Source organism: Georgfuchsia toluolica (assembly GCF_907163265.1).
GTDB lineage: Bacteria > Pseudomonadota > Gammaproteobacteria > Burkholderiales > Rhodocyclaceae > Georgfuchsia > Georgfuchsia toluolica.
Genome location: NZ_CAJQUM010000001.1, coordinates 1,352,971 through 1,365,078, shown reverse-complemented (window position 1 = coordinate 1,365,078; position 12,108 = coordinate 1,352,971). Strand labels below are relative to the sequence as shown.

Sequence of the window (12,108 nt, the reverse complement as noted above, 5' to 3'; positions counted from 1 at the left end):
GTGCGTGGAGAAAAATGAAGACCCTGATCTGGATTTTGCGTTTTGTCGTTTTCTTTGCCCTGTTCGGCCTTGCCGTCAAGAACAGTGCGACGGTCGACTTGCGCTTTTATTTTGATCGGCATGTTGATGCACCGCTGTCGCTGGTTGTGCTGGGTGTTTTTGTGCTTGGAGTAGTGGTGGGCATTTCCGCCGCCACGGCCACCCTGCTGCGACAGCGGCGTGAGTTGGGCCGCTTAAAACGCCGCGTCGGCGATCGGAGCTAGCTCGTGGCAATCGAACTCTGGTGGCTGCTGGTACTGCCCCTGTTTTTCGCGCTGGGCTGGATTGCCGCGCGTATCGATATCCGCCATCTGGTCAGGGAGTCGCGTGCACTGCCTCGTTCCTATTTCCATGGCTTGAACTTCCTGCTCAACGAGCAGCCGGACAAGGCGATCGAGGCTTTCCTCGAAGCGGCCAAGGTGGATCCCGAAACTGTTGAACTGCACTTTACCCTCGGCAGCCTGTTCCGCCGTCGCGGCGAAACCGACCGGGCCATCCGCATTCACAAGAACCTGGTCGAACGCGATATGGAAAGCGGCCGGCTCAGCGACGAGCAACGCGTGCAGGCGCTCTCGGAATTGGGTCAGGATTATCTCAAGGCCGGCCTGCTGGATCGCGCCGAGGAAATCTTCATCAAGCTGCGCGGCACCAGCCGCGACGAGGACGCCCTGAAGGCCCTGCTCGAAATCTATCAGCAGGAAAAGGAATGGGCTCGTGCCATTGCCATTGCCGGGGAACTGGGCAGCCACGGCGACCACCTGTGGCATAACGAGATTGCCGAGTTTCACTGCGAACTGGCCGCGAATGAGCTGATGCACGGCCACAATGCCGCGACGCGCGAGCACCTGGAACAGGCGATCAATGCCAATCGCAAGTGCATTCGCGCCACCATCCTGCAGGGCGATCTGGCCTGGAGCGAGAACGATACCGAGGGCGCAATCGCGGCCTGGACGCGAGTCGAAGCGCAGAATGCCGTCTACCTGGCCCTGGTGGCGGACAAGCTGATGCAGGCCCATCGCAAGGCGGGCCGCACGGAACAGGGCCTGCAATTGCTGCGCGCCTATCTCGAACGGCATTCCTCGCTCGACCTGCTCGATGTCGTGGTCAGCGCCGAGATGGAAGCCGGCGGCCCCGAGGCGGCTTACCAGTGCGTGCGCGATGAACTGCGCCGCAACCCAACCCTGATCGGACTTGACAAGCTGCTTGAGGCGCAGATCTATATCGCACCGCCGGAGCGCCGGCCCGATCTCGAACTGATGAAGAACCTGATCCATGCGCACACGCGCCGCGTGGCGCGCTACCGCTGCGACAATTGCGGTTTCAAGGCGCGCCAGTTCTACTGGCGCTGCCCGGCCTGCGGCGGTTGGGAGACTTATCCGCCGCGGCGTACCGAGGAATTCGATTTGGCACCCTGAGGATTTGGCACCATGAAAGTAACTGTTGTAGGAACGGGCTATGTCGGTCTGGTCAGCGGCACCTGTCTCGCCGATGTCGGCAATGACGTGCTTTGCCTGGATCTCGATACGGACAAGATTCGCATCCTCAATGAAGGCGGTATTCCCATTTATGAACCTGGTCTGGAGGCCATGGTGCGCAAGAATGAGGCAGCCGGACGCCTGCGCTTCACCACCGATATCGAAGCTGCCGTCGCGCATGGCCAGATTCAGTTCATCGCCGTCGGCACGCCGCCGGACGAGGACGGTTCCGCCGACCTCCAGTATGTCGTCGCCGCGGCGCGCAATATCGGCAGGTACATGAAGGACTACAAGGTCGTCGTGGACAAGAGCACCGTGCCGGTCGGCACTGCCGATAAAGTGCGTGCCGCGATTGCCGAGGAACTGAAGGCGCGCAGTGCCGGCATCCCCTTTTCCGTCGTATCCAATCCTGAGTTCCTCAAGGAGGGCGCGGCGGTCGACGACTTCATGAAGCCGGATCGCATTGTCGTCGGTGCCGAGGATGCAAAGGCGATTGAATTGATGCGCCAGCTTTATGCGCCGTTCCAGCGCAATCACGAGCGCCTCATCATGATGGACGTGAAGAGCGCCGAATTGACCAAGTACGCCGCCAACGCCATGCTGGCGACGCGTATCAGCTTCATGAACGAATTGGCCAACCTGGCCGAGAAGCTCGGCGCAGACATCGAACTGGTGCGGCAGGGCATCGGTTCCGATCCGCGCATCGGCTATCACTTTCTCTACCCCGGCTGTGGCTATGGCGGTTCCTGTTTTCCCAAGGACGTGCAGGCGCTGATCCGCACCGCGAGCGAAGCGGGGCAGGGACTCAAGGTGCTGCAGGCCGTCGAGGAAGCCAACGAAGCGCAGAAGCATGTGCTGACGCAGAAGATCGTCAAACGCTTTGGCACCGATCTGTCCGGCATGACCTTTGCGCTGTGGGGCCTGGCCTTCAAGCCCAATACCGATGACATGCGCGAAGCGCCGAGTCTGGTCTTGATCGAGGAACTGCTGAAGCGTGGCGCCAGGGTGCGGGCCTACGATCCGGTTGCAATTCATGAGGCCAAGCGCATCCTTGGCGAGGACAAGCGAATTGTGTTCGCCCAGTCGCCGATTGATGCCCTGGTCGGCGCTGATACGCTGGCGATCTCTACCGAATGGAAGGAATTCCGCAGTCCCGATTGGGACGCCATCAAGGCTGCGCTCAAGCACCCGGTGGTATTCGACGGGCGCAATCTCTACGATCCGCAGCACCCGCGCAAGGCAGGGCTGGAATACTTCGCGATCGGCAGGAAATAAAAAACTTTAACCACCAAGACACCAAGGACACAAAGATGCACAAAGAACACAAAATTCAAGAGCGCTTTTCCTTGGTGCTGCTTGGTGATCTTGGTATCTTAGTGGTGAGATTTTAAAAATGAAGATACCTGGCACTTCGAAAGCCCGTGTCCTCATCGTCGGCGATGTCATGCTGGACCGCTACTGGTTCGGCGACGTATCGCGCATTTCACCCGAGGCACCGGTACCGGTGGCGAAGGTGGAACGCACCGAAGATCGTCCTGGCGGTGCGGCGAACGTCGCACGCAATTGTGTGGCGCTGGGCGCGCGTACGGCATTGCTGTCGGTGGTCGGCGCCGATGAACCGGGACAGACCCTGGCGCGACTGCTGAAGGAAGCGGACATCGACGCCCGCCTGCATGAGGACGCCCAACTCAAAACCACGGTCAAGCTGCGCGTCGTGGCACGCCAGCAGCAACTGATCCGCATCGATTTCGAAAATGCGCCGGACCATGAAGTGCTGCGCGACAAGCTGGCCGATTTTGAGCAACGCCTCTCCGATTGCGATGCCATCATACTTTCCGATTACGGCAAGGGTGGCCTGACCCATATCACCGAGATGATCCGCATGGCGCGCGCCGCCGGCAAACCGGTGCTGGCCGATCCCAAGGGCGACGACTACGCCCGTTATGCCGGCGCCACGCTGATTACGCCGAACCGGGCCGAGCTGCGCGATGTCGTCGGCCGTTGGAAGAGCGAGGCCGACCTCACCGCGCGCGCGCAGAAGCTGCGTGCCGAGTTGGGCCTGGAAGCGATTCTGCTGACGCGCTCCGAAGAGGGCATGACCCTGTTTACGGCACAGGGGGAGATACATGAAGCAGCCAAGGCGCGCGAGGTATTCGATGTCAGTGGCGCCGGAGACACGGTGATTGCGACCCTGGCGGTGATGCTGGCCAGCGGCGCCACGCTGGCCGATGCAATGAAACTTGCCAACCGGGCCGCCGGCATCGTGGTCGCCAAACTTGGTACCGCTGTTGCTACACTGGAAGAACTTAAAACCGCGATTTAGCCAAAAGGATTCTCATGTATTACGTGGTGACAGGCGCTGCCGGATTCATCGGCGCCAATATCGTCAAGGCGCTGAACCGGCGCGGCCTGACCAATATCATTGCCGTCGATGACCTGACTCAGGGCGACAAGTGCCGCAACCTCGCCGATTGCGATATCGCCGACTACATGGACAAGGCAGAGTTCATCGAGCAAATCGGCGCGGGCCATTTCGATGGCGTGATCGAAGCCATTTTGCATGAGGGCGCCTGCTCCGATACCATGGAAAGCGACGGCCGCTTCATGATGGAGAACAACTATCGTTACTCGCTGACCCTGCTTGATTTCTGCCTCGAAGACGAAGTGCAGTTTCTCTATGCGTCGAGCGCATCGGTATACGGCGCCGGTTCGGTGTTCCGCGAAATGCGCGAATGCGAAGCGCCGCTTAACGTGTATGGCTATTCCAAGTTCCAGTTCGACCAGGCAGTGCGCCGCCGCTTGCACGATGCCTGCTCGCAGATCGCCGGTTTCCGCTATTTCAATGTCTATGGCCCGCGCGAGCAGCACAAGGGGCGCATGGCCTCGGTGGCCTTCCATCATTTCAACCAGTATCGCGAGAGCGGCAAGGTCAGGCTGTTCGAGGGCAGCGCTGGTTATGCCAATGGCGAGCAGCGGCGCGACTTCGTGTTCGTCGATGATGTGGCCAAGGTGAACCTTGATTTTCTCGACCATCCGCAGCGCTCGGGCATTTTCAATCTCGGCACCGGCCGTGCGCAGACCTTCAATGAACTGGCTGCGGCAACCGTCAATGCCTGCCGTGCACTGGAAGGCAAGCCGGCATTGTCTCTGGCGGAGCTGGTAGGGCAGGGCATCGTCGAGTACATCCCTTTTCCGCCGCAGCTCGTCGGCAAGTACCAGAGCTTTACCGAGGCCGATCTCAGCCGCCTGCACTCCGCCGGCTACCAGGGGCAGTTCGCCAGCGTCGAAGAGGGCGTCGCCAAGTATGTCGCCGTCCTGGCGCAGTCATGAAAACAGCGGCATGAAGACGCTGGAAACTTTTGTCGGCAACACGCCGCTGGTGCGCTTGCAGCGCATTCCTTACGCTGCCGGCGCGGACAACGCGCGCCGCAACAACGTCATCCTCGCCAAGCTCGAAGGCAACAATCCCGCCGGCTCGGTGAAGGACCGCCCCGCGCTATCAATGATCGCCTGTGCCGAAGCGCGCGGCAGCATCAAGCCCGGCGATACGCTGATTGAAGCGACCTCGGGCAACACCGGGATCGCGCTGGCCATGGTCGCGGCGATGCGCGGTTATCGCATGGTGTTGATCATGCCCGAGCACCAGAGCGTCGAGCGCGTGCAGACCATGCGCGCCTATGGCGCCGACCTGGTGCTGACCTCAAAAGCGGGCGGCATGGAAGGCGCGCGCGACCTGGCCGAAAAAATGGTGACTGAGGGCAAGGGCATCATGCTCGACCAGTTCGCCAACCCGGACAACCCGCTGGCCCATTACGAAGGCACCGGCCCCGAAATCTGGCGCGACAGCGAGGGCAGGATTACCCATTTTGTATCGAGCATGGGTACCACCGGCACCATCATGGGCTGCTCGCGCTATTTCAAGGAAGTCAATCCGGCGATCCAGATCATCGGCTGCCAGCCCGAGGAAGGCTCGCAGATTCCCGGCATCCGCAAATGGCCGGAAGCCTATCTACCGAAGATTTTCGATCGTTCGCGTGTCGACCGCGTCGAAAACGTGAGCCAGTCCGATGCCGAAATCATGACGCGGCGCCTCGCCGCGGAAGAAGGCATTTTCGCCGGCGTTTCGTCTGGCGGCGCCCTGCATGTCGCGCTGCGCATCGCCGCCGAAGTCGAGAATGCCGTGATCGTGAGCATCGTCTGCGACCGTGGCGACCGTTATCTTTCCACCGGCATCTTTCCTGCATAAGCTGCCTGCCTGCCTGCTGGCCGGCCTGGTGCTGGTCATACTGCCGGTACGGGCGCAGCAGATCGATATTACCCTCGATATGCTTGAACACAGCGCCTTCAGCGCCCGCGCAGTGCGCGTTGCTTTCGACGCCTTTCATCCCGGCCGGGCTGATGTCACTGTCGCCGAACTGAAAATTGGCGACAGCCGTTTTCGCGACCTGAAACTTCATTGCAACGCCTTTCATCTTGATATCGCTGCGCTGTCCTGCCGTGAGGGAACTCTGCGCCGGGGGCAGCGCCCGCCGTTGTCCTTCACGCTCGACTATCGTTTTGACAGCGGCAAACTGCAACTGACCTTGCAGGACGCCGATGTGGCGGCCTGGTCCACGGTCGTCAAACGCCTGCGCCGCTGGCATCCCTCCGGCCGCTTCGACCTCAGGCTCACGGCCGACCGCGAGCAGGCCAACTTCGATTTTGCCGTGCGCGGCCTTGGCTTCAATACCGATGACTACGGCATTGCCGGCGAAGGCATCGCCGGCAAAGTTGCCGTGGCGGCGCAACGAGCGGGGGATCGCTGGCAATGGCGGGCCTCGGCCGACTGGTCCGGCGGGGAGGCCTTCTGGTCGCCCTGGTACCGGCGTGCCGGCGTACGCATGACCGCCGCGGGGACGGTGACGCCGGCGCAGATTCAGGTCGATCAGGCACGTCTTACCTTCGACCGCCTGGGCAGCCTGACAGCGGGCCTGAGTTGGGACCGGAAGGCGGGCCAGGTTCGACGCTGGGGCTTCGTCACCGAACCGCTTGATCTTTCCGTAGCGGTGAAGGACTGGGTGCAGCCCATGCTCGATGCCCGCGGCCTGCCCGGAATCAACGCCAGCGGCACTACGCGCTATGCCGCCGAATGGGCCGATGGCGCCTTGCAATCGTTTTACGCCGGCATCGAGGATGCCACCTTCAAGGAAAGCACGGGACGCCTGACCCTGACGGGCGTGAGCGCCAGCGTGCCATGGTCGCACCATGACGAATCGGCGGCCTCGGTTTCGGTCGCGGGGGGCATGCTCGACGAATTCCCGCTGGGCGGATTTCGCATCCCGCTGCGCCTGCATGGTTTCGATGTCGCCGTATCGAAGGCAGTCATTCCCTTTCTCGATGGCCGCATCCATATCGACGACTTCCACGCCAAGCGTCCCGGCGCAGCGTGGACCGGGGGCTTTTCCGGCGGCATCGAGGGCGTGTCGATGCCGCGCCTGACTGCCGCCATGAAGCTGCCACCCATGGCCGGCAGCCTGACCATGCGCATTCCCGCTGCCTACTATGCCGATCATGTACTCAACCTGGGCGGTGACATGAGCATCGACGTCTTCGATGGCCGCGTCGTGGTCCGCAAGCTGCAACTCATCGATCCCCTGTCCCGCACTTCGCGCTTCGTTGCCGATGTGGAGGCGCGCCGTCTCGACCTGGGATTGCTCACCAGCACGTTCTCCTTCGGCAGCATCGTCGGCCGCCTCGACGCCGACATCAATGGCCTCGAACTGCAGGACTGGAAGCCTCTGGCCTTCCGCGCCTATCTCGCCAGCAGCCCCGGCAACTACAAGCGCGCCATCAGCCGCGGCGCCCTGATCGATATCTCCGCACTGGGCGGTGCGGCAGGTGCCGCGGCAGTGCGGGCGATTCCCGCCGCCGGTTTTTTCAACACCTTCAGCTACGACCGCATCGGCTTCGGCTGCGTGCTCAAGGACAAGGTATGCCACATGGAAGGCATCGTCCCCGAGGGAGACGGCTATGTGCTGGTGCAAGGCAGCGGCATCCCGGCCGTCAAGGTGATGGGCTACAATCGCAGCATCGACTGGAACCTGCTCGTATCGCGCCTCAAAGCCGTGATCGCGGGCAAGACAAAGGCTGTTATCGAATGAAGCTACTGACGGTTTCAACTACGCTTTCTGCCGCCCTGTTCCTCGCCGGCTGCGTCACCATTAATATTTACTTTCCCGCCTCCGCCGCCGAGAAGGCCGCCGACAAGATCATCGACGAAATCTGGCAGCCCGGCAGCGCGGGAGCGGCGCCCGCCGTCCCGCCACCTGTCAATGACAAACCGGAGAAGCCATGATGTTACGCAGACTGTTGTTCCTGCTGTTGTTCTGTGCCAGCGCGGTTTTCGCCGAAGGCAATCTGGACGTTGATTCTCCCGTCATCAACCAGCTCAAGGCCAGCATGTCTGCGCGCCACGGCCAGCTCAAGCCCTGGTACGACAGCGCCGCTGTCGGGCTGGGCAACGATGGCACTGTCGTCTTGCTGCGCGAAGCGGGCGCCGTGCCACTGGCCCAGCGCCAGACCGTGAACCGCCTCGTCGCGGCAGAGAACGAGGATCGCGCCGCGCTGTATCGCGAGATTGCCCGCGTCAACGGTAACCCGGGATGGGAGAAGGACATCCGCGCCACCTTCGCCCAGCGCTGGATCGACCGCGCTCCGGCTGGCTGGTGGGTGCAGAACGCCACGGGGGCGTGGCAGCAAAAGAAGTAAGTTCGTCATTCCCGCGAAAGCGGGAATCCAGGGTTTAGCCTTTCGTCCTCAGCGCCATGATCCCAGTTCTCGTCTTCGACATCGAAACCATCCCTGACATCGCCGGCCTGCGGACCTTGCATGACTTGCCCGCCGATCTCGCGGAGGGTGAAGTCGCCGAGCTCGCCTTCCAGAAACAGCGTGCCAGGAACGGCAGCGACTTTCTGCCGCACTATCTGCAACGCATCGCCGTCATTTCCTGCGCCATGCGCAGCGACGAAGGCTTCAGGGTCTGGTCGCTGGCCGAACCCAAGCTCGATGAGGGCGAGATCGTCCAGCGCTTTTTCAGCGGCATCGAGAAATACACGCCGCAACTGGTGTCATGGAACGGCGGCGGCTTCGATCTACCCGTATTGCATTATCGTGGCCTGATTCACAACGTCACCGCGCCGCGCTACTGGGAAACCGGCGAGGGCGATTCCCGTGACGCGCGCGACTTCAAGTGGAACAACTACATCAGCCGCTACCACGCGCGCCACACCGACCTGATGGATTTATTGGCGCTCTATCAGCCGCGCGCCAACGCGCCGCTGGACGAACTCGCCAAGCTGATGGGCTTCCCCGGCAAGCTCGGCATGGACGGCTCGGCCGTGTGGCAGGGCTGGCTCGACGGCCGCATCGACGACATCCGCGACTATTGCGAGACCGACGTGGTCAATACCTATCTGGTCTGGCTAAGATTTCAGCTAATGCGTGGCGTGATGACCGACGCCGAGCATGACGACGAGGTGGCGTTCGTCAAACGGCAGTTGGGCGAGATGAAGCAGCCGCACTGGCAGAAGTTTCTCGCGGCCTGGCGTTGATACCCGTCAAGAGGGCATCGGCTCCGGATTGCCCAGCGCCGTCGTATTCAGCCCGCCATCCACATACATGATCTCGCCGGTGATGGCGCTGGCGAGGTCGGAGAGCAGGAAGGCGGCGGCATTGCCGACTTCCTCGATGGTCACATTGCGGCGCAACGGCGCATTATGAGAGTTGTAGGCGAGCAGCCTGCCGAAGTTGCCGACGCCGGAAGCGGCCAGCGTCTTGATCGGGCCGGCCGACACCGCATTGGCACGCACGCCCTGCGGACCGAGACAAAAAGCCAGATAGCGCGTGGCGGCTTCGAGGCTGGCCTTGGCCAGTCCCATGGTGTTGTAGTTGGGCATGGTGCGTTCGGCGCCGAGATAGGACAGCGCCAGCACCGAGGCCTTGTTTCCCTTGAGCAGCAGCGGACGGGCAGCCTTGACCAGCGCAGGAAAACTGTAAGAGGAGACGTCGTGGGCGATGCGGAAGGCGTCGCGCGAAATGCCGTCGAGGAAGTCGCCTTCGATGGCTTCATTGGGGGCGTAGGCGATTGAGTGCACCAGGCCGTCAAGGCCGTCCCAATGCCTGCCCAATTCGGCGAAGACGGCTTCGATCTGCGCATCCTCGGCGACATCACAGGGGAATACCAGGCTGCTGCCGAACTCCTCGGCAAACTTCGCCAGACGATCCTTGAAGCGTTCGCTCTGGTAGGTAAAGGCAAGCTGTGCGCCTTCGCGATGGCAGGCCTTGGCGATGCCATAGGCAATGGAGCGGTTCGAAATCAATCCGGTGATCAGGATGCGCTTGCCGGCAAGAAAACCCATTGTTCTATCCTCTGTGAGCAATAGGGGCGGATTATAGCGGATCGGCTACACTTGCCCTCATGCGATCAATGCTTACATTAGTGCTGCTACCGTTGCTGGCGGCTTGCGGCGCAGCCTGGAACGATCCCTATCCGGCGGCGGAGCGGGGCGGCAATATTCTCTATAGCGCTTTCATCGAGCGGCCCAAGCATCTCGATCCGGTGCAGTCCTACAGCGAGGATGAGGCGGTGTTTACGACGCAGGTGTATGAGCCGCCGTTGCAATATCACTATCTCAAACGGCCGTATACGGTGGTGCCGGCAACGGCGGTTGCCGTACCCAGGCCGGTCTATGTCGATGCTGCCGGCAAGCCGCTGCCGCAGGATGCGGAACCTTCGCGCATCGCCTATTCGGATTATGTGATCTCGATCCGCCCCGGCATCCGTTACCAGCCGCATCCGGCATTCGCCAAAAAGGTCGATGGCAACCATGCCTATCTTCAGGTTCCCGCAACCAAACTTGCGCAGATTCATACATTGACGGATTTTCCGCTGCGTGACACGCGCGAACTGACCGCCGAGGATTACGTCTACGAAATCAAACGCCTCGCTCATCCGCGTCTGCACTCGCCAATCCTCGGTCTGATGTCGGAATACATTGTGGGCTTGGGTGATCTGGCCAAACGCTTGCAGGCGGACGAGAGGCTTGCGGCAAAGCCGCTGGACGCCGCGTGGCTCGACCTGCGCCGCCATCCGCTCGCCGGCGCCGAGGTCATCGACCGTTATCGTTACCGTATCCGCATCAAGGGCAAGTATCCGCAGTTCATCTATTGGCTGACCATGCCATTTTTTGCGCCCATCCCCTGGGAAGCGGACAGGTTTTACAGCCAGCCGGGCATGCAGGAGAAGAATCTGACGTTCGACTGGTATCCGGTCGGCACCGGCCCTTACATGCTGACCGAGAATGATCCCAATGCGCGCATGGTGCTGCAACGCAATCCCAATTTCCACGGCGAGACGTTTCCCTGCGAAGGTGAAAAGGGCGACCGCGAAGCCGGCCTGCTGGCGGATTGCGGCAAGGCGCTGCCCTTCATCGACAAGGCCGTATTCACCCGCGAGAAGGAACAGATTCCCTACTGGAACAAATTCCTGCAAGGCTATTACGATTTCTCCGGCATTGCCTCCGACTCCTTCGACCAGGCGATCCAGACCGGCAGCGGCGGTGAGGCTGCATTGACCGAGGACATGCAGCGGCGCGGCATTCGCCTCAGCACTTCGGTGGCAACCTCGACCATGTACATGGGCTTCAATTGGCTGGATCCGACGGTGGGGGAGACGCGGAACGCGCCAGGAAATTGCGCCAGGCGATATCGATCGCTATCGATCAGGAAGAATTCATTTCGATATTTCTCAATGGCCGCGGTATCGCAGCACAGGGCCCGATTCCGCCTGGCATATTCGGCTATCGCGAAGGCGAAGCCGGCATCAACACGGAGATGTACGACTGGGTGGATGGCAAACCGCGGCGCAAGCCGGTTGCCGAGGCCAAACGGCTGCTGGCGGAAGCAGGCTATCCCGATGGGCGCGACAGCAAAACGGGTGAACCACTGGTGATCAACCTCGATACCACGCTCACCGGCGTCGGCGCCAAATCACGCATCGACTGGCTCTCCAAGCAGTTCCGCAAGATCGATGTGCAACTCGTGGTGCGCAGCACCGACTACAACCGCTTCCAGGAAAAGCTGCTCAAGGGCAACGCGCAGCTGTTTTACTTCGGCTGGAATGCCGATTATCCCGATCCGGAAAATTTCCTGTTCCTGCTCTACGGGCCGCAAGGCAAGGTAAAGACGCAGGGTGAGAACGCGGCGAATTATTCCAGCGCCGAATATGACCACCTCTTTGAGCAGATGCGCACCATGGACAACGGTCCCGCGCGGCAGGCGGTGATCGATCGCATTTCGCAACAACTGCGGCATGATGCACCCTGGATATGGGGTTTCCATCCGAAGGACTATGCGCTCTATCACGCCTGGCTGTTCAATCGCAAGCCGACCAAGGTCGGCAACAACACGCTCAAATATCAGCGCCTCGATCCGGCGCTGCGCGAGCGGAAGCGGCGGGAATGGAACCAGCCCGCAATCTGGCCGGCAATCCTGATAATTGCATTGGTGTTGGGAGGCGCGGCAGCTGCATACGTTGTTTATCGGCGCCGATCGTAAG

The 12,108-nt window shown here is 61.3% G+C and carries 11 protein-coding genes and 1 pseudogene; 11 read left to right on the top strand and 1 reads right to left on the bottom strand.

The window, feature by feature from the left end; all coding sequences use genetic code 11:
- Nucleotides 1–14 precede the first annotated feature (14 nt).
- The 10 genes from K5E80_RS06475 to K5E80_RS06430 all read left to right on the top strand — a co-directional run bounded on the left by K5E80_RS06475 (nt 15) and on the right by K5E80_RS06430 (nt 9,103).
- A complete protein-coding gene (locus K5E80_RS06475; RefSeq protein ID WP_220635390.1) occupies nt 15–263 on the top strand; it encodes a lipopolysaccharide assembly protein LapA domain-containing protein in 249 nt (82 codons plus the stop codon).
- A gap of 3 nt (nt 264–266) precedes the next feature.
- Nucleotides 267–1,454 (top strand): lipopolysaccharide assembly protein LapB, encoded by a 1,188-nt coding sequence (gene lapB, locus K5E80_RS06470; RefSeq protein WP_220635389.1) that lies wholly within the window; start codon nt 267–269, stop codon nt 1,452–1,454.
- Between the two features lie 12 nt (nt 1,455–1,466).
- Complete coding sequence (locus K5E80_RS06465; RefSeq protein WP_220635388.1) at nt 1,467–2,789, top strand: UDP-glucose dehydrogenase family protein; 1,323 nt, start codon at nt 1,467–1,469, stop codon at nt 2,787–2,789.
- 118 nt (nt 2,790–2,907) lie between these two features.
- Nucleotides 2,908–3,837 (top strand): D-glycero-beta-D-manno-heptose-7-phosphate kinase, encoded by a 930-nt coding sequence (gene rfaE1 / locus K5E80_RS06460; protein WP_220635387.1) that lies wholly within the window; start codon nt 2,908–2,910, stop codon nt 3,835–3,837.
- Between the two features lie 14 nt (nt 3,838–3,851).
- Nucleotides 3,852–4,844: an ADP-glyceromanno-heptose 6-epimerase gene (gene rfaD / locus K5E80_RS06455; RefSeq protein WP_220635386.1), complete on the top strand. Its 993-nt coding sequence runs from the start codon at nt 3,852–3,854 to the stop codon at nt 4,842–4,844.
- A gap of 10 nt (nt 4,845–4,854) precedes the next feature.
- Nucleotides 4,855–5,760: a cysteine synthase CysM gene (cysM, locus tag K5E80_RS06450; RefSeq protein WP_220635385.1), complete on the top strand. Its 906-nt coding sequence runs from the start codon at nt 4,855–4,857 to the stop codon at nt 5,758–5,760.
- Nucleotides 5,720–7,654, top strand: coding sequence for a hypothetical protein (locus K5E80_RS06445; protein ID WP_220635384.1), 1,935 nt, complete (start codon nt 5,720–5,722; stop codon nt 7,652–7,654). Before cysM ends, K5E80_RS06445 begins: the two co-directional genes overlap by 41 nt.
- Nucleotides 7,651–7,848: a hypothetical protein gene (locus K5E80_RS06440; RefSeq protein WP_220635383.1), complete on the top strand. Its 198-nt coding sequence runs from the start codon at nt 7,651–7,653 to the stop codon at nt 7,846–7,848. The genes K5E80_RS06445 and K5E80_RS06440 overlap by 4 nt, the downstream gene beginning before the upstream one ends.
- Nucleotides 7,845–8,261, top strand: coding sequence for a YdbL family probable chaperone protein (locus K5E80_RS06435; protein WP_343213234.1), 417 nt, complete (start codon nt 7,845–7,847; stop codon nt 8,259–8,261). Before K5E80_RS06440 ends, K5E80_RS06435 begins: the two co-directional genes overlap by 4 nt.
- Before the next feature lie 56 nt (nt 8,262–8,317).
- Complete coding sequence (locus K5E80_RS06430) at nt 8,318–9,103, top strand: 3'-5' exonuclease (protein WP_220635382.1); 786 nt, start codon at nt 8,318–8,320, stop codon at nt 9,101–9,103.
- 6 nt (nt 9,104–9,109) lie between these two features.
- Here K5E80_RS06430 and fabI read toward each other — a convergent pair whose 3' ends face one another.
- Nucleotides 9,110–9,910 carry an enoyl-ACP reductase FabI gene (fabI, locus tag K5E80_RS06425; RefSeq protein WP_220635381.1) on the bottom strand — a complete coding sequence of 267 codons (801 nt, stop codon included), beginning with the start codon at nt 9,908–9,910 and terminating at the stop codon, nt 9,110–9,112.
- A 59-nt stretch (nt 9,911–9,969) separates the two neighbouring features.
- On the opposite strand from fabI, the pseudogene K5E80_RS06420 reads away from it, so the two are divergent.
- Nucleotides 9,970–12,107, top strand: a pseudogene (locus K5E80_RS06420) (ABC transporter substrate-binding protein).
- Nucleotide 12,108 lies beyond the last annotated feature (1 nt).